The organism is Thalassospira profundimaris, from assembly GCF_003326675.1.
In the GTDB taxonomy this organism is placed as follows: domain Bacteria; phylum Pseudomonadota; class Alphaproteobacteria; order Rhodospirillales; family Thalassospiraceae; genus Thalassospira; species Thalassospira aquimaris.
In genome coordinates, this window is sequence record NZ_JPWF01000004.1 from 240930 (window position 1) to 265234 (window position 24305).

At 53.8% G+C, this 24305-nt stretch carries 21 protein-coding genes; 13 read left to right on the forward strand and 8 right to left on the reverse strand.

Translation table 11 applies throughout. From position 1 onward, the window contains the following. Window positions 1-8 precede the first annotated feature (8 nt). Complete coding sequence (locus TH19_RS07680) at window positions 9-1166, forward strand: PP_RS20740 family protein (protein WP_114101747.1); 1158 nt, start codon at window positions 9-11, stop codon at window positions 1164-1166. Window positions 1167-1375: 209 nt separating this feature from the next. On the opposite strand, the gene TH19_RS07685 is transcribed toward TH19_RS07680, so the two are convergent. After that, window positions 1376-2809, reverse strand: a complete 1434-nt coding sequence (locus TH19_RS07685) for a hypothetical protein (protein WP_114101748.1) — start codon at window positions 2807-2809, stop codon at window positions 1376-1378. A gap of 144 nt (window positions 2810-2953) precedes the next feature. Here TH19_RS07685 and TH19_RS07690 point away from each other — a divergent pair, with 144 nt between their 5' ends. The 5 genes from TH19_RS07690 (at window position 2954) to TH19_RS07710 (ending at window position 6967) form a co-directional block, all read left to right on the forward strand. After that, window positions 2954-3838, forward strand: a complete 885-nt coding sequence (locus TH19_RS07690; protein ID WP_114101881.1) for a class I SAM-dependent methyltransferase — start codon at window positions 2954-2956, stop codon at window positions 3836-3838. Window positions 3839-4284: 446 nt separating this feature from the next. Further along, on the forward strand, window positions 4285-5049 hold the full coding sequence (gene queC / locus TH19_RS07695; RefSeq protein ID WP_114101882.1) for a 7-cyano-7-deazaguanine synthase QueC: 765 nt from the start codon (window positions 4285-4287) through the stop codon (window positions 5047-5049). A 73-nt stretch (window positions 5050-5122) separates the two neighbouring features. Continuing rightward, window positions 5123-5494, forward strand: coding sequence for a 6-carboxytetrahydropterin synthase QueD (gene queD, locus TH19_RS07700; RefSeq protein WP_258547866.1), 372 nt, complete (start codon window positions 5123-5125; stop codon window positions 5492-5494). Next, entirely contained in the window at window positions 5491-6273 is a 783-nt protein-coding gene (gene queE / locus TH19_RS07705; protein WP_114101749.1) for a 7-carboxy-7-deazaguanine synthase QueE, read from the forward strand. The genes queD and queE overlap by 4 nt, the downstream gene beginning before the upstream one ends. Window positions 6274-6637: 364 nt before the next feature. Then, window positions 6638-6967 carry a hypothetical protein gene (locus tag TH19_RS07710; protein ID WP_114101884.1) on the forward strand — a complete coding sequence of 110 codons (330 nt, stop codon included), beginning with the start codon at window positions 6638-6640 and terminating at the stop codon, window positions 6965-6967. Between the two features lie 77 nt (window positions 6968-7044). Here TH19_RS07710 and TH19_RS07715 read toward each other — a convergent pair whose 3' ends face one another. Together TH19_RS07715 and TH19_RS07720 are read right to left on the reverse strand one after the other, a co-directional pair. Then, on the reverse strand, window positions 7045-7716 hold the full coding sequence (locus TH19_RS07715; RefSeq protein WP_114101885.1) for a methyltransferase family protein: 672 nt from the start codon (window positions 7714-7716) through the stop codon (window positions 7045-7047). A 45-nt stretch (window positions 7717-7761) separates the two neighbouring features. Next, entirely contained in the window at window positions 7762-9090 is a 1329-nt protein-coding gene (locus TH19_RS07720; RefSeq protein WP_114101750.1) for a helix-turn-helix domain-containing protein, read from the reverse strand. Window positions 9091-9467: 377 nt separating this feature from the next. Here TH19_RS07720 and TH19_RS07725 point away from each other — a divergent pair, with 377 nt between their 5' ends. The 3 genes from TH19_RS07725 (at window position 9468) to TH19_RS07735 (ending at window position 14554) form a co-directional block, all read left to right on the forward strand. After that, window positions 9468-10052: a PadR family transcriptional regulator gene (locus TH19_RS07725; RefSeq protein WP_114101751.1), complete on the forward strand. Its 585-nt coding sequence runs from the start codon at window positions 9468-9470 to the stop codon at window positions 10050-10052. Between the two features lie 117 nt (window positions 10053-10169). Beyond that, window positions 10170-11327, forward strand: a complete 1158-nt coding sequence (locus TH19_RS07730) for an efflux RND transporter periplasmic adaptor subunit (RefSeq protein WP_114101752.1) — start codon at window positions 10170-10172, stop codon at window positions 11325-11327. 23 nt (window positions 11328-11350) lie between these two features. Further along, complete coding sequence (locus TH19_RS07735; protein ID WP_114101753.1) at window positions 11351-14554, forward strand: efflux RND transporter permease subunit; 3204 nt, start codon at window positions 11351-11353, stop codon at window positions 14552-14554. A gap of 366 nt (window positions 14555-14920) precedes the next feature. Here the strand turns inward: TH19_RS07735 and TH19_RS07740 are convergent, their stop codons facing one another. Then, window positions 14921-15700, reverse strand: a complete 780-nt coding sequence (locus TH19_RS07740; protein WP_114101754.1) for a substrate-binding periplasmic protein — start codon at window positions 15698-15700, stop codon at window positions 14921-14923. 215 nt (window positions 15701-15915) lie between these two features. Here TH19_RS07740 and TH19_RS07745 point away from each other — a divergent pair, with 215 nt between their 5' ends. From TH19_RS07745 to TH19_RS07755, 3 genes are all read left to right on the forward strand, one after another. Beyond that, window positions 15916-16851, forward strand: coding sequence for a transporter substrate-binding domain-containing protein (locus tag TH19_RS07745; RefSeq protein WP_114101755.1), 936 nt, complete (start codon window positions 15916-15918; stop codon window positions 16849-16851). 85 nt (window positions 16852-16936) lie between these two features. Then, on the forward strand, window positions 16937-17872 hold the full coding sequence (locus tag TH19_RS07750) for a transporter substrate-binding domain-containing protein (protein ID WP_114101756.1): 936 nt from the start codon (window positions 16937-16939) through the stop codon (window positions 17870-17872). Window positions 17873-18095: 223 nt separating this feature from the next. Continuing rightward, entirely contained in the window at window positions 18096-19049 is a 954-nt protein-coding gene (locus TH19_RS07755; protein ID WP_147250731.1) for a hypothetical protein, read from the forward strand. A gap of 75 nt (window positions 19050-19124) precedes the next feature. Here the strand turns inward: TH19_RS07755 and pssA are convergent, their stop codons facing one another. The 4 genes from pssA to TH19_RS07775 form a co-directional block, all read right to left on the reverse strand. Continuing rightward, window positions 19125-19985: a CDP-diacylglycerol--serine O-phosphatidyltransferase gene (pssA, locus tag TH19_RS07760; RefSeq protein WP_114101758.1), complete on the reverse strand. Its 861-nt coding sequence runs from the start codon at window positions 19983-19985 to the stop codon at window positions 19125-19127. Next, window positions 19985-20683: a phosphatidylserine decarboxylase gene (locus tag TH19_RS07765; RefSeq protein ID WP_063088026.1), complete on the reverse strand. Its 699-nt coding sequence runs from the start codon at window positions 20681-20683 to the stop codon at window positions 19985-19987. The genes pssA and TH19_RS07765 overlap by 1 nt, the downstream gene beginning before the upstream one ends. A 176-nt stretch (window positions 20684-20859) precedes the next feature. Then, window positions 20860-21990, reverse strand: a complete 1131-nt coding sequence (locus tag TH19_RS07770; protein ID WP_114101759.1) for an Ig-like domain-containing protein — start codon at window positions 21988-21990, stop codon at window positions 20860-20862. A gap of 256 nt (window positions 21991-22246) precedes the next feature. Further along, window positions 22247-23227: a hypothetical protein gene (locus TH19_RS07775; protein WP_114101760.1), complete on the reverse strand. Its 981-nt coding sequence runs from the start codon at window positions 23225-23227 to the stop codon at window positions 22247-22249. Window positions 23228-23601: 374 nt separating this feature from the next. On the opposite strand from TH19_RS07775, the gene TH19_RS07780 reads away from it, so the two are divergent. Continuing rightward, window positions 23602-24186, forward strand: a complete 585-nt coding sequence (locus tag TH19_RS07780) for an LOG family protein (RefSeq protein WP_114101761.1) — start codon at window positions 23602-23604, stop codon at window positions 24184-24186. Window positions 24187-24305: the final 119 nt, after the last annotated feature.

Genomic DNA, 24305 nt, shown 5'->3' on the forward strand with positions numbered 1-24305 from the left:
AATCGCGTATGACAGATTTCCTCGATGAGATCGTTGGTGATAGTGAGTACAAGCACGATATTCCCTTGAAAAAGGAATTCCAAGCTTGGCATCGTCCCAGAAAACAGTTTGTTCGAAAAAATCAGTGGGCTTCTGAGATTAAGAAGCTAATTGAAGACAACCCTAATATTAACCAGCCGATAAATTATATTGGTCTACCGGGAAAAGAATTAATAGATATTAGATATTTCTCCGAGGAAATACTGTCAAAAAATAATATTAAATTGCGTTTTTTGGGGTTCAACAAAGAAGCACAAGTAGATGGCCCAGAGAGAATTGAACTCAATACCTCTTTACATGAAGTAAAATCAAACCAGTTTATTGATGACAGCTCTAATGTTAGCTGGGATGACTTTAATAGTCTCTCAAGCACTAGCTCCATTGCCTATCAGGAAGCACGGAAAAAAGGGCCATTTACAATTGTAAATCTCGATCTCTGCGATGGTGTTGGAAAGAACAGACCGAATCAAGGCGGCAATAATTACTACAACGCCATATACAACCTACTAGGAATCCAAAGCAAATCCCTATCACCTTGGTTACTATTTTTGACAACAAGAACCGATAGAGACAATATCCATCAAGAAGTTATTGAAACACTGACAGATCAATATCTGTCGACCCTAAACGAATGCGAGGAATTCAAATCATCATCTCAAATTAATTTTATGATCTCTTGCAAAGATGAACTTGATAATGCCGTCGCTGATCCGAGCGGGTTGTTTAACATTTTTACTACAAGTTTGTGTAATTGGTTTTTCTCCAATCTAAAGGAACACAGACCACCAACGAATGTTAAGCTAGAAAGCATATTCAGCTACAACGTTTCGAATAAAAACGAAGAAGATGACATTATTTCAATATGCATAAAGTGCAAACCTACATTCGATATAGGAAGTGACCCTTATCTGCTTGCAAAGGGCAAAGATGATATAGCAGAGCAATCAAAGTGCTCGCTAGCGACGAAAACTATCAGTCGCATCAAAAGCAGAAAAAATATAGACAAAGTACTATCTGAGGCGCCGCATATCTACGATGCCATGGTTGATGAATCTGCCAAGCTACTCTCACTGGCAAGATTTGATGAAACACTCTATCGCAAATGGGTCAAGGACTACAAATCCTGAGGCACAACTTAAATACACACACAAATAAAAAATCAGAAATTGACAATGCAACATCCGATATCAACTAAGAAAAATTTTATTTAGTTCAAAGACCAAAAAGAACAGAAAGTTTAAGAAATTTCTTACCCGAATAAATAATTATCACACTGGTGATTTGCACTTGATTAATAAATATTTATTATTAATTTTTTTGATTACAGATCTACACTCTACTTCGGCTCACGATCACCCGTAACCCGAAACAATTTCTGCCCCGCGAACTGGATCCGCGCGAAAGCGTCTTCCGCCATAAAGCCCGAAACAAAGGCCATAAAGGTCAGAAGATAGGGGCTGATGTCGACCTGTCCGGTGCCATCGGGTCCGCCTTGGGTGAGCATCAACATCCCGGCCTCGGTAAACAGGAAAATCGCGATTGCGGCGGCAATTCCTTCTCCGGTCAGGACCAGCAAGCGGGCGACCGACGCCCATCCATCTGCATCCGCACCGGGACTGAGACCGGGTTCGAGGCCGGGATATACATCCGCAGCCGCGTTCGCATTGGTATTTGTGCCCTCGTCCATCGCATCTGCTTCGACTGCCTCACCAGCCGCCGGGGCCACTCCATCGCCCTCAAACATCTTGGTCCGTCTGGTAAAATTATCGCGGGTAAAGGCCACCACCGCGCCAAGTCCGCCTGCGGCGACCGTGACAAGAAGCGTCAGCATGATGGTTGGTAACTGAATAAGGTAAAAAAGCGCGCTGCCCACCGGATGGGCAAACAGCGCGACAAGGGCGCGATATTCGGCCCCGCCTTCGCGTTCGAGCAATTCAATCTCGCCCGATGTTTCGGCAATATCGGCATTAAGCTTGGCGCGCAGCCGGTCTTCATGGGCACGGCCCGCACGGATATTGGTCCATTCGATCTGTGCGCGTACACTTTTTGCATCAAATGCCTTGGCAACAGCGCGAATGCGTTCGACCTCGGCTTCTATCCGTTCCTGAAATGCCGGATCAACATCCGGGGCAAACCGCATCTGTTCGATCACCCGGCGAAGCTCCACCATGATGTGGATGCCCGCCGCCCGGCGTTCGGCATCGTCATCCTCTTCGCCAAACGGCACATCAAGCAGGCCAAGCGGAATGTCATCCTGCCAAACCGCATTCCCGTCCCCAGCCGCAAGGCTACCGACCTCAAGCCCGGAAACTTCAAGATCGGTGACAAGTGCAAAGGCCCGGTTCACGCCATCATTCAAATCCGCGACAAAGCCCGGATCAAACGCCGCCCGATTGCCCGCCACCGTCTCGCGCAGTTCGGCATATTTGTCATAGGCCGCCCACCATCCGGCAATGGCATCCTTGCGCAAGCCAAGCCCGACTTGCGCATTCCCGACCGAGGCGGTTTCAAGCCCGCGAAGATCGCGCCGCAACCGTTGCAAATCCTGTCGCAAACCCGCTTCCAGATAACTTTGCAGAACAATTCGTTCAAGCTTGCCCGGTGTTGATGCGCCAAGTTCCCGCCCAAGAAAATCCCGCTGGATATCGGCGGTAAAACCAGCAAACAGGGTGAAGACAAACACCCCATACAAGACACAGGTCGATACGATCAAAATGACCGATCCGGCAATTTTCCGTAACGTAATGCGCTGATCAACTGGCGTCGCCATGCCCCGAATTCTCCATCGACATATGTCATCGACGAACAACTTCAAACCGTGTGAGGGCAAGAATGTCTCAACTCTGCCTTTGTTCAGGGGATGTTTTCTCTTATTCTCTGCAACCGTAAAACAAAGAAACGGGGCGTCACGACCATGCAAAGCCAAACCACCTGGCATCACCTTTCCTCGGACTGGATCAATTGGGCGGATCGGCTTGCCCCGGCGGCCGAGAAGATCAATCGCCATTTGATCGAGGCGGCTGATCTTGACGGTCTGGCGCGGTTGCGGGGTGGCGCGCCGCTTGATGTGCTTGATCTGGCATCCGGTGTTGGCGAACCTGCCTTTTCCTTTGCCCGTGTACTTGGCGGCAATGCCGCGACCGCAGATGATGTTAGCGCGAACACACCCGGTCTTTCCGGCCATGTGACGGCATCCGATATCGTTCCGGAAATGTGTGATGGTCTGGCCGCCCGTGCGGCGGATGAGGGCATTGGCAATATTTCCGTGATCCCGGCCGATATGGAAAAGCTTCCGTTTTCCGATCAAAGTTTTGATGTGGTGTCGTGCCGGTTTGGCGTGATGTTTTGCAATGATCCCGACCGGGCACTGGGGGAAAGCCACCGGGTTTTGCGGCCCGGCGGACGGGCGGTTTATATGGTCTGGGCACCGATGGTCGATAACCCGTTATTTGCCGCAATGGATGCGGTTCTGGGCAATATTCTGGGCATCGGATTTGATAAGGCGGGAATTAATCCCTTTGCCTTTGGTCATCCCGATCAATCGATGATGCGGCTTGAGGCGGCGGGCTTTACCGGCATTACCGCGACAAGCCACAGCCCGGCCGGACGCATCCCGGAAAAGGTTCCGTTCTGGAAGCCGCAAATGGATATGCTGTTTGGCAATGTGTTGCGCCGTGCATCGGATATGGATCGCGGTGCGATTGATGCGGCGATGTTTGAAACACTTTCGCCCTATATCGAAGACGGGCATTTTCAGGTTCCGATTTGTTTTCATGTGCTTAGTGGCAAGCGGGCCTGACCACCCCGGCCACCCCGCCATAAATTAACGCAAAAATCGCAGCATTCCTGCGTTTAGAGTAATTTCCGTTTAGATTGAACCGTTTTGCCGGAGTCATTCTTCTGTCCAGCAAGGAAAGGATCGCCGAGCGTAGCGGTCCTACGGTCAAGATCCTTGACGCTGCGGGGCAGAAGAATGTCCCGGCCCGCAGGGTTCGGTTTGGCGATGTTTTGCGGCGTTACATCGCTTGAACGATGCCCCGCATCGTCCTTGCGCGCTGTGCCTTGCCAAACAATTCGCCAAACACGAACAAAACGATGCAACCTAAACGGAAACTACTCTACCGCATGGTTGCATGCAGCGATTTATGCTTGCCTTTTGGGGCACGGCGTGGCAAATGCCCGCCCTGAAGCGATGATCGCTTCCCTGTCGTAGCACCAGGTTAAAAACACGAAAGACATATGATTATGAAGACGATTGTCGTCTGCTCTGGCGGATTGGATTCCGTCACGCTGGCCTATAAGGTCGCGGCCGAGCATAAATTGCACTCCCTGATTTCGTTCGATTATGGCCAGCGCCATAAAAAGGAACTCGATTTCGCCGCGCGCACTGCACGCGATCTTGGCGTAAAGCATCACATTGTCGATCTGACCCCGGTTGGCGCGCTTTTGACCGGATCGTCATTGACCAGTGATGATATCGATGTGCCCGATGGCCATTACGCCGAAGAAACCATGCGCGTGACCGTCGTTCCCAACCGCAATGCCATCATGCTTGCCGTGGCCTTTGGCGCGGCCGCCAGTGCCGGTGCCGATGCGGTTGCCGCTGCGGTTCATGGCGGGGATCATTTCATCTATCCCGATTGCCGTCCCGATTTCATCAAATCGTTCCAGGCGATGCAGGACCACGCCCTTGAAGGTGTCAAGGACGTCAAACTTTATACCCCGTTTGTCAATGTATCGAAGGCCGATATCGCGCTTGAGGCCGGTCGCCTTGGCGTTCCGGTTGATCTGACATGGTCGTGTTACAAGGGCGGGGAAACCCATTGCGGACGGTGCGGCACCTGTGTCGAACGGCGCGAGGCGCTTGAACTCGCACGGGTCAAGGACCCGACCGTTTATGTCGATCGCGATTACTGGAAACAGGCCCGTGCCGAACATCGTGCGCGTCAGCTTGCCGCACATGTGCCCGCATCTGCATCTGCATCTGCGCCCGGTAACGCCGCCGAATAATTCCCGAAATACCGTGATTTGACCGGGCTTGCGCCGATGGACTCCATCCGGCTTGCACCCGGCCTGTCGCGCCATGAAAGACAGATTGATGTTCACCATCACCAAACAATTCGCCTTTTCCGCAAGTCACCAACTGGCAGGACTGGATGCCGATCACCCCTGTTCGCGCCTGCATGGGCACAACTATATCGTCGAGGTCGAACTGAAAGGTGCGACCCTTGATGCCCGTGGTTTTGTGCGCGATTACCGCGAACTTGGCCCGCTTAAGCGCCTGATTGATGATGAATTTGATCATCGTCATCTGAACGAAGTTCTGGCCCATGATCACCCGACGGCGGAAAATCTTGCCCTGTATTTTTATGAATGGGCGCATGATCGCTGGCCCGAAGTCACCGCAGTACGCGTTTCCGAAACGCCGAAAACCTGGGCGGAATATCGTCCATGACGGTTATTGATCCGCAAATCGCGGAAATGTCGGAACATCGCGGCAAAATCCGTATTTCCGAGATTTTCGGCCCGACCGTACAGGGTGAAGGCGCATTGATTGGTGTGCCGACCGTGTTTGTGCGCACGGGCGGCTGTGATTTTCGCTGTTCCTGGTGTGATACGCTTTATGCGGTTGATCCGGCCTTTCGCGCCGACTGGAAACCGATGACTGCGACCGAGGTTCTGGACGCGGTCAAAAAGCTTTCGGGCGGCAAACCGATCCTGATCACCCTTTCGGGTGGCAATCCGGCGATCCAGCCACTCGGCACCCTGATTGCCATGGGCAAGGCCGAAGGTTTCAGTTTTGCGATTGAAACCCAGGGCAGCATCGCCAAGGACTGGTTTGCAGATCTGAATTACCTGACAATCAGCCCCAAGCCGCCAAGCTCCTCGACCAGTTTTGATCCCGATGCCCTGCGTGCCTGCATTGATGCGGCACAGGCAAACGGGATGCTGGATGGTCCGGCCATCACCCTTAAATTCCCGGTCCGCGACGAGGCCGATTTGATGTTTGCCGATTATGTGAGGAATATTCACATTGGCATTCCGGTCTGTTTGCAGCCGGTCAACACCACCCCGGCCGAACCCCATCCCGATGGTGTAAACGGTGTTGATATCGAAGGCCTGACAGAACGCTATCGCTGGCTGGTCGATGAAGTTGCCAGACGCCAATGGTTTGATGTCCGCGTTCTGCCGCAATGGCATGTGCATGTCTGGGGCAATCTGCGCGGGGTGTGATGCCCCGCAAGCCCTGCAAGACGCGGACTGTACCGGGTGGCTGTATCAGGCCGCATCGGACGGCCCAGCACTGCCCGGCACTGGCCCGGCCCATCGCCAATCCGGCACGATTTGCGTTTTGGCAGGTTGCACACCATATATAATATGCAAGCCGGTCGCGCATGTGATGATCAAACCGGCTTGATGGTGCTTCATCGAAATGTCTGACGGGTCATATGCAAACCCGCGAACATAAGCGCCCTGTGTAACTGCCGGAAGGTCTGGTCAAATGGCCGGACAGATCACCCGACGGGTGCGATATCACAATAAAAAACAGATCAGCCCGCCCTTGGTCATCTTCCGGATGTTCGAAGGAGCCATGATCATGAGCATTACCCGCACAACCCACCGCACGGTGACGTTCTTTCATCCGTTCCATCTGTCGGGTTATGACGGATTGTTTTCGGCGGGTGAATACGAGGTCGATACACTCGAAAAGCTAGATAGCAGTGCCGCCACGCGAAGTTACATCAAGCTTGAATCCGAACTTCATCTTTGGGCCGATGATGATCGGGCAAGATGGGGTGACAGCATCAAGATAATCCCGCGCGATCTTGAAGCCGCCCTTGCCCTTGATTCCGATCCGCTGCGCGAAGATGAACGTAACCAGATGATCAAATCCTTTGGCGGGATGCCTGAAAACAACGCCGCCTGATGACCTGATCCGCCCGAGCGCCCAAGTGCCAGACTGCCCGCGTCCCTGCGCATCTTCCCAATCATCCTGCACCCTGATCACGGCAACATGATCAGGGGCGTTACCAATCCCAGTTCCTGCATCAATTTTACCCCTGCAAATACCGGAACCGAAATCAGGAACCACAGGGCATCGCGCATGGTGCAAAGATAAAGCGACGGATGACAGACAAGGGTTTCTTCATCCTGCCAGCGATACCAGGTCGGGCGAAAACGCGGCGTATAGTTTTCATAGCGGGCAAACACAACCCCGAACCGGTCGCGCAACAACCGTTCTTCATGCCGCACCACAGACCGGAACACCCACCAGCAACCAATTGCAAAAATCAGCGCCATCATAATGCTGCCGCTTTGCGCACCTGCCCCAAAGGCACCGATGATGCTGAAAACATAAAGCGGATTGCGACACATCGAATAGGGTCCGGTCATCACCAGTTCGGTCTTTTTGCGCCCGCCGATATAAAGCGCACACCAGCCGCGCCCGAAAATACAAAGCACAATCGCCGCAATCCCGATCCCCTCGATCATATCGCGACCCAAGCTATCGGGCGGCAGCACAGCCTGGCTTGTCACCGCCAACGCCAACAGGGCCGCAGCACCCAATCGAATGATCTGTTTGCGGCGACGCTGGATATGTTGCAAATCGTCCGAACGTGCGCGCGCAACCGCCGCCGGGCTGCCCGAACGGCCGGAAGTAACTGGCTCTGACATGGAAAGCATCCTGTATCTGGTTGAGATACAGGACTCCTAGCCCTGTCAGATGGCCTCCGGCGTCCTGTGCTGCGCATCCGGTCGTTCGGATGCCATTTCGGACGCAGCCGCCGCTTCGCGCACGGCACTGGGCGTTTCGCCGGTGATTTTCTTGAAGGCCAGATTAAAGGTCGACTTCGAATTGAACCCGACACTCAGCGCGATATCCAGAATGGTGCGGTCCGGCTCCAGCAACAATACCGCGCGTGCCTCGGCGATGCGGGCACTGTTCACAAAATCAAAGAAGCTTTGGCCAATATGGTGGTTAAGGACATAGGACAGCTGATTGGGCGTCACGCCAACCGCACGGGCAAGCTTGGGCAAGGACACCAGCGGATCAAGCAGGATATCCCCGCGTTTATGAATGTCTTCAAGCTGTGCGGTCGTACGGGCCACCCCGTCTTCGTCAAGCAACGGACGGATAGGACCTGGCGCACCGCTCTGTCTGGCCGCCCCGACATTCTCCACCTTTTCCCCAGCTGATGCGTCGGATACCTGCGCCACGTTCCCCGGTGACAAGGATACCGGTCCCGGACGCGGCGCGGATTGCACATGAAACCGCCCTTCTGCCTGGCTGGTGCGTTCGTCCTCGATATCCGCATCTGATGGCCAGTCGGCCATGACAAACAAGGCCGGTCTTGTTGCGATTTCATAGGTCATGGCAAACAAAACTGCGGCAAACGCTATTTCGGTGCCAAACATCTCTGTATCTCGGGGATTATACAGTTCGACGATCTTGCCAACAGCAACCGTTATAAACACAAGCGTCAAACCACCGATAATCACTGCAATCCAGCGCCGCATCGCATCCCGGTCCGCCCCAAGCTGTTCCTGTGTCTGCTGGAAGTAGCGACAGGTCACCCGCCACAACAAGGTAATATAAAGCGATATCTGCACAAAGATTGCGGTCCAGCAAAATGCCGCAATCAGTTCCCGCACATTATACCCACCACGCAAAACAATATCGCCGCCGTCATGATGGGTAATAAGCCAGGCAATCAGGTTAAAGACAATAAACGGCAGGATGGCATGGATCCATGGATGACGTGACGGATTGCCTGATATCTCGCGGAAATAAAGATAAATGGCCGGCGCGATGACAAAGTTGATCGGCCCAAAGAACAGGTCCAGCAATACAGCAAGGCCTTCAGGAATGAATTGTTCGATCACGTCTTCGATCAGATTGCAGGCAATCGCAAAAATAAAAACCATCATCCAGCGGTTGGCACCAAATGCGCGCGCCCCTTCGGAACGTAAAATCAGACAAAGGAATATCGCCTGTATCAGTCCGACCACCGCCACGGTGATGCTTACGTAATTCATCCAACCGGTCATTCCGGAAAGCTCCTGATAAACTGGTATTGTTCCGGTCACATCCCAAAGATGTAATCCAACTATATCGTTTCAATAGACACATTCGGACACAAAAGGCGTCCGACTATGCACAAACGGACGCAGCATTCCGGGCTTTTGCGCATATTCCTGTCAGACGGCGTTGATCAGGACGATTGCGGCGCACGATTTGTAACAGACCATGCCTCTTGATCGTCCGGATAGAAACATCGTCACAAAAATTTCCATCATAATCGATTGACTGTATCAGTTCGATATATGATAGTCCGACATATATCGAACTGATATAGCGATTTTGACACCTTCCCCCGTCAAGCCGCGATCAGTTCGGGGGAAGTTACAAGGACACAGAACGAACGATGGACGTACGCACACTTTGTCTGGGCGCTTTGATGGGCGGCGAGGCAACGGGATATGAAATCCGCAAGATGTTCGAAGATGGCACCTTCAGCCATTTTCAGATCGCATCGCTTGGTTCCATTTACCCGGCACTGACCAAATTGACGCAAGACGGGCTTGTCACCTTTGTTGAGCACGAACAGGAAAACCGGCCGGACAAGAAGGTCTATCAATTGACCTCCGAAGGACGGCGGACATTCCTGCGTACGCTTTTGCAAACACGCCCGGCCGAGGACCGCTATCGTTCTGACATTCTGTTCATGCTAACCTTTGCCGAAGAGATGCCGATTGAATTGACCGAAGCCCTGATTGATGAATTTGCGGCCCGTCATGAATTGATGAACCAGCAGATCGATCCGGAAAACGAGGACAAGCCAGGTGTGATCGCGACCTATGGCCGTGATGACGACGGCGCGCCACGGCCCGGCTGCTGTTTTGTTGCCGGTCTGGGACAGGCCATGTGCGAGGCAACCTTGAAATTCATCCGTGAAAACAAGCAGGGGTTGCTTGACGATCTGCGCAAATTCAAGTCGCGCAAAGACTGATCCAGGACGAATATGGCCGGGGTTTCCCCGCAAAAACTTGAACAAACACGCATAAGACGTGCCTTTAACAAGTACCAATGACGCATTCCGACATCGGAATATTGAGGGAATAGTAAGATGAATGCTTCACGCCTGATCGCAATTTTGCTGGTTTTGGGGACAGTGGTCTGGATCGGCAGCGCCTATCTCGGTGAGGATACCGCAGAGGCCGCAAACCCGTCCGAACAGCAGGTCACCGAAGAACCGGCCAAACCGCGCGCCAGTGTTCGCGCCATCACCAGCAAGGCCGTCGACCATGTCGACTATCTGCGCATTTCAGGCCGCACCGAAGCAGCCATTTCCGTCGATATTCGTTCGGAAACCGAGGCCCGCGTTACCGAGATCGGCGCGCTGAAGGGGCAAAGCGTCAAGAAGGGCGATCTGATCGCCAAGCTTTCGGTTGATGATCGTCTTGCCCGTGTCGAAAAGGCCCGCGCCCTTGTCGCCCAGCGTGAACTTGAACATTCCGCCGCCAAAAGCCTTGCCGAAAAGAATTACCGCTCCAAGACCGGTGTGGCCCAGACGCTTGCCCTTCTTGAAGAGGCCCGTGCGGATCTGACCATTGCACGCACCGAGCTGAACAATACCGAAATCCGGGCGCCGTTTGACGGCATCGTCGAAAATCGCCCGGCCGAAGTCGGTGATCTTCTTTCGGTCGGTGATACTGTCGCAACTCTGATCCAGTCCGATCCGATGCTGGTGGTGGCACAGGTGCCCGAACATTCGATCAGCGCCATTGAACCGGGCCAACTGGCAAGTGTGATGCTGTATGACGGCACCCGCCACGACGGTGTGGTGCGATACACTGCACGCGTTTCGGACAACAATACCCGCACCTTCCGGGTCGAGGTCGAAATCAACAATGCCGATCTGCGCATTCCTGATGGCATGACCGCACAGTTGCAAATCCCGGTCGGCACCAAACGCGCCCATCAGGTTCTGCCATCGGTTCTGACCCTTAATGATGCAGGTGAACTTGGCGTGCGCGCCATCACCGAGGGCAACGAGGTCGCATTCCTTCCGGTCGAGCTTCAGGGTGGTTCACGTGAACGCGTCTGGATTGGCGGCCTGCCCCAGGAGTTTGAACTGATCGTGGTTGGTCATGACTGGGTCAAGGAAGGGGCGATTGTTGACGTTGTTCATCTGCAAACCGATGAAAACGGTCTTCCGATTGCACCAAGCCCGGCATTGAAAGATACCGACAGCACCACACTTTCGGAAAGAACCGCGCAATAAGCGCGTGCATGAGGAGATAGAAAATGTCCCTGATTGATCACGCGTTAAACAGGTCGCGGACCGTCATTCTGGTTCTGGTATTGCTGCTGGTGACCGGCTGGGTTGGCTATAATTCCATTCCCAAGGAAGCCGACCCGGACGTTCAGATCCCGGTTCTTTATGTCACCATGCATCACGATGGTGTCTCGCCCGAAGATGCCGAACGCCTTTTGCTGCGCCCGATGGAGCAGGAATTGCGTTCGATCGAGGGCGTAAAGGAAATGAGTTCCCAGTCCTATCAGGACGGGGCATCGGTGACGCTTGAATTTTACTCCGATGTTCAAATCAACGAGGCCTTGGCGGATGTCCGCGAACGGGTGGATATCGCCAAATCCGAACTGCCCGCCGATACCGACGATCCCGAAGTTCACGAAGTCAACCTGTCGCTGTTCCCGGTTCTGGTCGTAACCCTTTCGGGGGATGTGCCAGAACGTGCATTGCTGCGCATGGCGCGCGATCTGAAAGATTCCATCGAAGGCATACCCGCCGTGCTCGAGGCCAAACTGGCCGGTGACCGCGAGGAACTGGTGGAATTCGTGATTGATCCGATGAAGGTAGAGGCCTATCGCCTTAATGGTATCGACATCGTATCGCTGGTGCGCAATTCCAACTCGCTGGTGGCAGCCGGTGCGGTTGATACCGGTACGGGTCGCTTTAACATCAAGGTGCCCGGCCTGTTTGAAACTGTGAACGACATTCTTGATATGCCGCTGATTGTCGATGGTGATTCCGTCATCCGCTTCCGTGACATTGGCGATGTGCGCCGGACCTTTAAAGATGCGACAAGCTTTGCCCGCCTGAATGGTGAACCGGCCATCGCAATTGAAGTATCCAAGCGCGTTGGCGAAAACATCATCGAGGTTATCGATGCGATCAAGGCCACCACGGCCGAAGCCCAACAGGCGTTCCCGCCCAACCTGACCATCAGCTATTCGCAGGATAAATCATCTGACATCCGCACCATGCTGACCGACCTTCAGAACAGTGTGATCCTTGCGATCCTGCTGGTCATGGTGGTTGTCATCTGGTCGCTTGGCTGGCGGTCCGGGCTTCTGGTTGGTCTTTCGATCCCGGGATCGTTCCTGACAGCGATCCTGATCCTTTGGGCATTGGGCATGACGGTCAATATCGTCGTTCTGTTCAGTTTGATCCTTGCAGTCGGGATGCTGGTCGACGGGGCGATTGTTGTGACCGAATATGCGGATCGTAAAATGATCGAGGGGATGCATCGTCGCGAAGCCTATCCGCTTGCGGCCAAACGCATGGCCATGCCGATCATTGCATCAACCGCAACCACGCTTGCCGCCTTCCTGCCGCTTGCCTTCTGGCCCGATATCGTCGGGGAATTCATGAAATTCCTGCCGATCACGGTTCTATTTACCCTGACCGCATCGCTTGCTATGGCCCTGATCTTTGTGCCCACGGTCGGCGCATGGTTTGGCAAACCGGGCAGTGAAAACAATGAAAGCCTCGAGGCAATTGCAGCCGACCATGCCGATGACATTCACAAGGTCAAAGGCGGAACCGGGCTTTATGTCCGTATCCTTAAAGGGTCTCTGCGTTTCTATTGGCTGATTGTACCATTGGCATTCGTCGTCCTGATTGCGGTCTGGGGCGCGTTTGGCAAACTGGGCAAGGGTGTTGAATTCTTCCCGGCTGTGGAACCGGAAGTCGCCATCGTTCAGGTGCGCGCACGCGGCAACATGTCCTATTACGAACAGGATTACCTGCTTAAGGAAGTCGAAGACCGCATTCTGGCCCTTGATACCCATCACGAAGGTCAAAACTGGTTTGACACGGTCTATGCCCGGTCCGGTGCAAATGCCGGGGGCAATCAGGCCGCTGCAGACGTGATTGGGACTGTTCAGCTTGAATATGCCGACTGGCAGACCCGTCCGAAGGCAACCGAAATTGAAAAGCGCATTCTGGAAGAAACCGCCGATCTTGCCGGTATCCAGATCGAAGTTCGCGCTCAGGAAGCCGGTCCGCCGCAGGGCAAGGACATTCAAATTCAGTTGCGTTCATTCTATCCCGAACTTCTGGATCAAACCGCCACCATGCTGGTCACCGGTTTGCAGGAAATGGGCGGAATGTATAACTTCGAAGACGGAAAATCGCCCCCGGGCATTGACTGGGAATACACGGTTGATCGTGCCCAGGCACTTAAATTCGGGGCTGATATCACCCAGATCGGCAATGTCGTCAAACTGGTAACCAACGGGATCAATTTCTCGACCTATCGTCCGGATGATTCAACCGAGGAAATCGATATTGTCGGACGCTACCCGGCCGAATACCGGTCGCTTGATGAACTTGAAAACCTTCAGATCGTGACCGACAAGGGTCTGGTGCCGCTGGCCAACTTTATTACCCGCACACCCAAACCCAAAACCGGTACGCTGACCCGTGTTGACAGCCGCCGTGCCTTGACCGTCAAGGCCGATGTTCAGGACGGGGTTCTGGTCGATACCAAACTTGGCGAGGTCAAGGCATGGATGAGCACACTTAAAATCGATCCGCGTGTTTCGGTCGAATTCAAGGGTCAGGATGAAGAACAGAAAAAATCGGCCGAGTTCCTGATGAACGCCTTTACGGTCGCGCTTTTCATCATGTTCATCATTCTGGTCACCCAGTTCAACAGCATCTCGAGCTCGCTTCTGATCATGATCGCCATCATCATGTCGACGGCGGGTGTGTTCCTTGGCCTGATGCTGACCGGGCAAGCCTTCTCGATTGTCATGAACGGCATCGGGGTGGTTGCGCTGGCGGGTATTGTTGTGAACAACAACATCGTTCTGATCGATACCTTTGACCGGCTTAAACACACCGCAGGCAGCATCGAAGCCGCCATCCTGCAAACCGGTGCACAGCGTTTGCGTCCGGTGATGCTGACCACGGTGACGACCATTCTGGGTCTGGTGCCGATGGTACTTCAGATCAATATCGACTTTGCCGCCCGTGATGTTTCAATCGGTGCCCCCTCAACCCAGTGGTGGGTGCAGCTTTCAACATCCATCGCATTCGGTCTGGCCTTTGCGACCGCACTGACGCTGATCTTTACGCCTTGCGCACTGATGATGCGTCACAAGCTGGGTGGCAAGTTCCGTGGCCTGGGCCCTTGGGTAAAGTCGCTTACTTCTAGCCGGTTTGGACGCCGCAACAATAATCCGTCCGGCCCGACCGCCTGAACAGAATAGCCGCGCGACTTTTTCCCCCGACCCCGCCGCGCGGTTACACCGGCCCCCTTCCCCGGGGGCCGGTGCTTTGTTTTTTGGGGGACTTTTTGGACTAAAGCATATTGCCTTAAATCTGATCCACTTTGCCGGAGGCATCATTTTGTCCGGCAAGGAAAGGGTTGCAGAGCGTAGCGGGGCTACGGTCAAGAACCTTGACGCTGCGGAGCAAAATGAGGCCCCGGCCCGAAGGGTTTGATTTTGGCGGCCTTTGGCGACGTTACATCGCTTGAACGATGCCCCGCATCGTCCTGTGCGCTGTGCCTTGCCAAATGACACGCCAAAAACAAACAAAGTGAACCAGATTAAAGGCAATATGCTTTAGTTTGTTCTGGTCACCGCACTCATTGCCCAGATGCGATCATAACTGCCATCTGCTTTCAGGCTTTCCAGGGCTGTGCGCAATCGGGTGACAATCGCGTCATCGGTAGACAAACTTGCCGCCAGATAAAGGTCGCTTGAAAGTTCCGGAATGCTGGCAACAACTTGCAGACGCTGACTGTCTTCGCCCAGCATCCGCACACGATAAGGCAAAGACAGCGCATCACCGGCAATCAGTTTTGCCCGGTTGGCAAACAACATGCGGATGGTTGCCTCGGCCGAGGGGACCATCTCGATGTCAAAGCCCGCATTTTCAAGATATTGCGCCTTTACGTCGCGCAACTGCCCGGCCACGTGATAGCTGCTTAATTCACGCCAGTTTTCGGTTTCCGGCACGCCTGATCCGGCAATTGAAAACAGCCGGACGTGATACGGCGCCACCGTACCGATCCACTTGAACTGCATTTCACGATCAGGACGACGTGCGATGCTAAAGATCAGGGTATCGGGATTTTCAATTGCAGTCGCATAGGCACGCGCCCACGGTTCGACCATGATCTCGCAATCCATGGCGCTTGTCATGCAAACCTGATTGATCACGTCAACGGCCGGGCCATATGCCTTGTGGGTATCTTCATCATAGATCACATAGGGCGGAAATGGCGTGGTCATCACCCGAATGTCGGCCGCCCCCGCAGCACAGGGGAACAACGCGCCAAAACAGATCGCCAATCGGGCAGCCGTTCGCCCGATCACCACCCGAAATTGTTTATCTGCCATTACCCAACCTCGTTGATATGTTCTTACAGAGTAGATGTTGATTATATTGGGCGGATCAAGGTTTCAGGGCTTTCAAATACACACTTTGCTAACAATGTGACCTGTATCGTTGAGGAAGATAAAAACAAAAAATCTTCTATCGGGAACAGGGAATCAAAATGGCGCGGGATATGAAAGGCTTCGCAAGGTGCAGCTTTGCAGCTGTCACTTGTATTATGACGTCGTTATCGGGCTTTTCGGCCCATGCGCAACCGCCGTCTACGCCGCCGCCCCAACCCGCATCACCCCCCAATTCATCCGCCCCGGCGGATCTTCCTTCCGGGCCAATACTTCACTGGTCGGTTCCGCCCTTTGCCCCCGCCTTTATCACCGACAGCCCCGAACTCAGCGGTTATGCCGCAGATACCCAGAACTGGTTTGTCGACCGGTTACCGCAATATCGTCATGAAATCCTGCAAGTTCCGCTGGCGCGGCTTATGGCTGAAATGAAAAGCGGCGAGGGCGAACTACGCTGCTCGACAACCCTGATACCGACAGAAGAACGACGCCAATATATTGCATTTGCCGACACGATCCTTTTGCACCTGCCGATTTCGGTCGTGATCAGGGTCCAGGACAAACAACGATTTTCTCCCTATCTTGATGACAAAGGTCATATCGACCTTCCCCGATTGCTTGCAGACCAGAATATGATTACCGCGGTCAGGATCGGGCGCGCCTATGGCACACAGGTTGACAAATATCTGAGCGCCTATCGCGAAGACCCGCATGTCATGCATGTCGCCGATGACACCAAGTTTCTGCGCATGCTTGAACTTGAACGCATTGACTGGTCACTATATTTCCCGTCGGAAGCCGAATTTTACCGCCGCCGCCATACGCCGGATTTGGATATCATGGCGATCCCGATCAACGGCAACACCACCCTTCTTGAAGCGACAATCGGGTGTGCAGATACCCCGGCCGGGAAAAAGGCCATTGCCGAAATCAATGATATCATTGAAAAAAATCCGACCATGCCCTGGACGGATTTCTATGCCGACTGGCTTAGTCCGCAGGACCGCGAATGGTTCAAGGCAGCACGCGATCAGTTCATAAATTCCGATCAGTTTGAAACCCGCCTGCAATACAACCCGCACTCGGCCAGGTAGAATACGCAACAAACGAACTTGCACTTTTGGCTTAAAATACCCTTATAAGTAGACAGTTCAAATTCCTGTCTGAAAAGGGGAACGCGTGATCATCCGCCCAGTCGGCCAATGTTTCGGCATTGGTATTGGCCGTTTTGTTTTTGCATTTTTGCTCAGCCTGTCATGCACTGCATTTCCGGGGACTTTTAATCCTGCGCAGGCCACAGAAAAGCCGACTGTAAACTGGGCACTTACTCCTTTGCCACCGGCGATGCTCGAACAGAACGGGCAAATTGTCGGCTATGGCGTCGACATTCTGAACTGGTTCGCTTCTCGACTGCCTGACTATACCCATGTCAAACAAATCGTCCCGCTTCCGCGATTGATGCAAACCATCACCGCACCGGGTACCTTTTGCAATATCGGGATGAACCCGACCCCGGAACGTCAGAAATTCCTTCATTTCACCGATGCCGTATTGCCACACCTGCCGGTCAGCCTGTTTACCAGCCCGGCGCGCGAAGATCAGATTCTGCCGTTTGTAGATGAACAGGGCGATGTTGATCTGGAACGTATGATTGCCTTTGGCAAACTGAATGGCGCGCTGCGTTCCCAGCGATCTTATGGGATAAAAATCGATACGATCCTGCGCCGAAACGCCAACAACACCGCCATCAGCTATATCGGCAATGATGCCAATTTCCTGCAACTGATTGCGCTGGGTCGTCTGGACTGGACACTGTATCTGCCAGCAGAGGCTGAATTTCATCGCCGGGCCCAACTGCCAGACGACACCTTTACGAGCTGGCATGTCGCCGGCAATGATCAATTGATGCCCGCATCGATTGCATGCAGCAAAACCGAAACCGGTGATGCGATTGTTAGTGCCATCAATAGTCTGGTCAAAGAAAATCCTGATATGCCTTGGACGGCTTTCTATTCATCGTCCCTGTCCGAAGCCGATCAGGTCCGTTATGGCAAAGCCCTTGAAAACTATAAAACAAATTTGCAGACCGGGCTGGCACAACTCAACGATCAATAACTGCCTCCAATTTTAAACGTATCGGCCATGCATTTGCGGCCCTTGCCTTGCCCACCCAGACCGTTTAGCTAGCGCGTTTTACTTGGAGGTGCGGCGCAGGGCGCTGCCCTTTGGCGGTATCGATCAGTTGCAACACTGATACCGCTTCTGACTGAATGCGCACGACGTTATGAACTTGAACGACCACACTCTCCAGCCCGCCCGGAACTCGCAACGGCACCGGTTGACCAAACTTGTTTGGTCCGCTGTTTTCGTCATGTTTGTGTTTGCCTTTGCGCCTGCTGACGCATTGGCCCAGCGCAAACCGCAACCGGCGAACTCTTACGACCCGGCCCACAAGGTTGAAGATCACGACTTTGCCGTTGATGCGGAAATCCTCTGGGCGGTTGATGTGATTGCCCCCGCCTTTCGGCTGGAGAATGATCAACTTGCCGGTTATGGCGCACAGGCCGTTGACTGGTTCATTGACCGGATCGCCCATCACCCGATCAAGTTAACGTCGTTGCCCCGTGGCCGGGCGTTTGACATCATGCGCCACGCCAGTGCAACCAACGACCGAACCGTGTGCATGCCCGGCCTCCTGGAGACCGAGGCCCGTGCGCGTGAATTCATCATCAGCAACACGGTGTTATCGCAGTTCCCGGTTTCAGTCATCGTTCGGGCCGATCATGCCGATGCGTTTGCGCCCTTCATGAACGACGCAGGCGAAATTGATCTGGTTCGTTTGCTTCTGGACCGGCAATTTGACGCGGCCCTTGAGTCCGGCCGGTCCTATGGCGAGCTGGTTGATGACATCCTGCGCGAATACGGATTTGGCGAACATGTTCAGAAAACTCGCCAGTCTGCCGATTTCATCACCATGCTGACGCTGGAACGCATTGACTGGTTTCTGGCCTATCCGATTGAAGCAGAGCATCATCGCCTTGCCGCCAACCATCCAGCGATGATCAAATCCCTGCCCATCGAAGGAATGCCGGATTTTCTTGATGCGAAAATCATCTGTAGCACTACCGATGCCGGGTATCATGTCATCGAACATACCAATGCGATTATTGCCGAAATGCCCGATATGCCCTGGGCAACGGGTTATATCGATCTGCTATCCCCAGATGATGCCAAACGGTATCAGGAACTGATCAAGAACCGTCAGGCCCGCAATATCCGGGCCGGGAACTAAATAGAAAAACGCCGTCATGCAGACACAAAAAAGCCGACGATATCGTCGGCTTTTTATTTGATCGGTCAGATCATATCAGTTTTGGTGAACACGATTAAGGCCCTCTTCGGGGTCGTCATCGGGCTGACCGTCGTCATCGACTTCGTCCGCAGCATCTTCTTCCTGCTGATGTTCGACACCCATCCGGCGATAGGACCGATAGGACAGCGGGAAGGTAGCGAAATAGATCGCGGCAATGGCCGAAAGTGTCAACCACGGCGAGGACACCAGAAACGCCACCGACGCCCCGAATGCCAACATCAACGGCAGGACCCAAGCACGCGGGACCTTGACCTTCTTGAAGCTGAAGGTCGGCAGACGCGACACCATCAAACCGGCAATGATCACGCCATAAGGGGCGACGATATAGGGGCTGTCAAAGATGCCTTTGCCAAACTGGAAAGTCAGGACAATCGGCCACATTGCAAGAGCGGCTGCCGCCGGTGCCGGAACACCGGTGAAGAAGCGATAAGCCCATGTCGGCAGTTCCGGTTCACCCAGCATCTGGGTGTTAAAGCGTGCCAGACGCAGCATCATGCAAACAGCAAACAGCAGCGACAAAGCCCAGCCAATCGAGCCGAATTCATGCAGCGACCAGAAATACAGCATCATCGCCGGTGCGACGCCAAAGCAGACGAAGTCCGACAGACTGTCGAGTTCGCCGCCAAAGCGGCTGGATGCGTTAAGCATACGGGCCAGACGGCCATCAAGACCATCAATGATCCCGGCAATCAGAATGGCGGCAACGGCGGCTTCCCAACGATCCTGCATTGCAAAGCGGATCGAGGTCAAACCGGCACACATGCCCATTATCGTTGCGACATTAGGTACCAGCCGCGTAAGCGACATCGCCTTGAAGCGACGCGGACGACGAATGGGATCGATGCCGCCAGCCATTAGCGGATCTCCCCGACGGCAGCTTCCTTGCCCTTGGCCGAAACATCGGCAAGAACAGTTTCACCGGCAATCGTGGTCTGACCGACGATTACGTTCGGCGATACGCCTTCGGGCAGATAGACATCAACACGCGACCCGAAACGGATCAGGCCGAAACGTTCACCAGCTTTAAGCTGCGAACCGGTGCCAACATCACACAGAATACGACGGGCAACCAGACCGGCAATCTGGACAACACCAAACTCGCGGCCTTCCTTGTCACGGACAAGCAGGATCTGGCGTTCGTTGTTTTCCGATGCCTTGTCGAGTTCGGCATTGACGAATTTGCCCGGCACATAGGCCTCGCCAACGATTTCGCCATTTACCGGGCAACGGTTCACATGGACATTGAACACGTTCATGAAGATTGACACACGGGTGCGCGGGGTCTTGTCGTCCAGTTCCAGTTCCTTGGGCAGCGGAGCCTGCGAAATCATGCAGACGCGCCCGTCGGCCGGGGAAATCACCAGATTTTCATCGGTCGGGGTAATACGGTCCGGATCACGGAAGAAATAGGCGCACCACAGCGTCAGGATCACACCGATCCAGCCCAATGGTTCCGCAATCAGAAACAAACCCACAGTGATCGCCGCGAAAATGGCGACGAATTTCCAGCCTTCAGGATTGATCGGTACAAGAACGGATTTCAAAGTCTTAATTCCCTGGTTGCCATGGATTGGGCATATCAAATCGATACCATTGGTATCATGCGGGCGCGTTCTTAGCATCTAGTGATGACAAAGGCCAACGCAACCCGCGAAAACGGTTCGCCAAAAATCAAAAGGCGCAAAACACACTTACCATGTGTTTTGCGCCTCGAAAAGAAAAGCGATGCTTACTGAGCTTTTTCTTCGTTGGGCAGGGCGAAAATCTGCCCCGGATAAATCAGGTCCGGATCGCGGATCTGTTTACGGTTCTGGTTGTAAATAACCCAGTATTTCAGACCGTCACCATAAGTCCGGCGTGCAATCCGCCACAAGCTGTTGCCCGGCTGAACCACATAACGCGCGCCCGGTTCAAGGATTTCATCGGTTCTTGCACGTTCAAACGGAATTTCAACGCGTGCGGTTACCTTGCCACCATCATTAAGCTGATCGGCGCGCATGGTGTAGTTACCCGGTTCAATCGGTTCGCCAATGGTCAGCGCCCAGTTGCCGTTTTCATCGGCCGGTGCAGTGCCCACATGCTTGTTATCAAGATAAACCTGAACGGTGTGGTCCATATCGGCCTTGCCCGACATGGCAACACGCCCTTGCGTATCATAATCGACAACATCGATGGACAGGCGCGGCATGCCCGGCTCGACTTCTTGGGGTGCTTCTTGAGTGTCGGCATCATCGGCTTTTGCCGGGCCCTGCAGAACCGTTGCTGCACCGCTGCCATCCGTTGGAACCTTAAGGGCAATGATCGGCTGCTTTGCTTCTTCTTTGGGGGCCTCGGTTGCCGGGGCAACAGGCATTGCCGAACCGGTATCGGTTTCGGTGTTGGCCGGGGCAGCAGGCTGTGCATCGGGGATCAGAACGACAACCTTGTCCTCTGCCTTGGCGACAGCACCGGTTGCATCTTCGGATTCAAGCGACAGTTCGCGATCGCCGCTTGCCAACGGTTTGCCCGGAAGGACAACCCATTCGCCGCGTTCATCGGCGGTTGCCTCGCCAATCACGTCCTCGCCCTCGCGAATGCGGACTTTGCTGTTCGGTGTTGCACGGCCTGCAATGACGGCATTTCCGTCCGGGCCGATCCGCACGACATCAAAGCTTGGATTGGTGATTTCCGGTGCTGCGGATTCCGGCTCTGCCGCCGGCTCGGGGGTTTTGACTTCAGAAGTATCTGTGGTCGTAACCGCGGGCGCTTGTGTGACCGGTGCAGTGTCTTCATCCGCACTTTTGGTCAACATATAATTCAGCGCAATCGCTGCAATGATCAATACAACGCCGACAATGACGAGGATATAGGGTCGTTTCACCGGAAATATCCTTGAACGATGTTTATGTTATCGGGGTTCGCCCCCGTCTTCACGCTCAACGTCTTGGAATTGCTTGCCATATTTCCCCTCAAACAACCCCATAGAGCACGTTAATTAGAAACTTGTACTACTTTCGGATCACAGTTTCCATAACGTAACAAACAAACGATATCGCGCAACCGTTAGGTAAAGATGAATAGAATCAGTCTCTTTGCTTAAATAACCGAAACCTCAACCAATCACCATATCGCTGCAATCACGAAAACCTGCCCGCCATCTGCGCACCGACATAGGCAACCAGTGCTGCCATGATCAATGGCAGGGCCAGTACACCAAACCGGATCATCCCGCGCACAAGAACTGCCTGTGCAGGATTATCGTCAGAAACAAACGCCCCAAGCTTTGCAGCACCGCGGCTGGCCGATACCACCAAAAGCAAGACGGCAAAAGCCACACAGGATGCCGGTGTCGTGATCATCATGGCCGCCGCACTTGCCATCAGGGCCCCTACCACGCCAAGCCAAACCGCGGCGCGATATTGCGGGGCCGCCTTTTCCGATACCAGCGCCACCATCAACGCGATCCACAAGGCCGACTGAAACACCACGTGCTGACCAAGGCCGAATTGATGGGCGATGATCCCCTGCCCCAAGGCCAGCGTCATCAAAACCGCCACCGGACCGGGACCGGCATTGCCCGCCAGTTCATCAGCCTTGTCCGACGCAGTTGCCTTGGCTGTTTTGGTTTTGGTGACCTTTACCTTTTTGCCCTTGGCCGGTTTGCCGTCGGGATCATCATCCTGGGCAAAGTCGGGACGCGTAACCCAAAGAAAACACCCGCCAATGATCAGGAACGCCAGCCAGGCCAGAAACTTGATCCCGCCCGGATGATATGAAAGCCCGTTCACCGGTGCCGCCAATACAAGCCATGCGCCCAGCAACAGCAACACGGCCGAAACAATCAGACATACACGTTCCGATATCCGCGCAAAATCAAGGATCGCGCCACAAACACCGCCCAGTACCAGCATCATCAAAGCCGCACCGACACCGCCACGCGCAGTATCTGGCAACCCGATGGCCGCCGGAACCGCCACTGCGACGGCGGGGATAATTGCCGCAAGAACCAGACGGCGTGCAATCGCACGATCCAGCCCCAGCCAAAGCGCAAGCATCAGCACAGCTGCAATAATGCCCGATACCAACAGGGCAAGGAGAATGGGACTATCGACAAACACGTTGGGCGATCCTGCCTTCTTTTCGTTACTTCGTTATACATGCTGTGAACACGGGCACAGCCCCGCATAATCCATTACCCATCCCACAATCAGGTTCATAACTTGTTAACCCTCGACCAAAACAGGCAAGGATTATTCAGATCAGGCCCCTTTTATTGCCCGTCTTGATATGATCGTTGGGCGGGATCATCGTTCTGGCAAACAAAAGCAACGGAAATGCGGCGCAAACGCGTCATTTAAATTTAAACTGCTGTCCTGCACAAATTCCTGCCCCATCCCTGAATTGATCGGCTATGTTCGTTTTCAGTACGGGGCAATTTCATCACGTGAATTTCCCCGCTACCTGCGAAACAAGAAACAAAAGGCAGGTCGCCATGACAAAAGTAAAATCAATCTGTGTATTCTGTGGTGCTTCTAACGGCAAAAATCCCCAGCATATGGAAAACGCAATCGCCTTTGGCAAAATGATGGCTGAACGCGGCATTGCGCTGGTCTATGGCGGGGGGCGTATCGGCCTTATGGGGGCCGTTGCCGATGGCGTCATGCAGAATGGCGGCGAAGTTATCGGGATCATTCCCGAACATCTGCACGATATTGAAGTCGGCCACAAAGGTCTTTCCGAGCTGATCGTTTGCAAATCCATGCATCAGCGCAAGGTCGAAATGTTCAAGCGTTCCGACGCCTTTGTCACCCTTGCCGGTGGGCTTGGCAGTCTGGACGAGGCGTTTGAAGCCATGACCCTGCGCCAGCTTGGCATTCATGACAAGCCGATGGTGTTCCTCAATGCGCTTGGCTATTGGGACAAGTGCTTTGACATGATTGACGGGATCATCGACGAAGGCTTTGCCCGTGAAAGCCACAAGGACCTCTATACGGTTGCCGACACCCTTGAAGAAGTGTTCGAGCAACTTGCGGCTGAGCCGGCACCGAAATTCGACCCGCGCGAAAAGCTTTTCTGATCTGATAATGCCAATGGGACGCCTTAACGTCCCATTGGCAATTTCACCCCCGGAAACATCGTATTCCAGACCATATTACGCCTTGTCTAATTCCAATTAAATTATTGATATTAAATAAT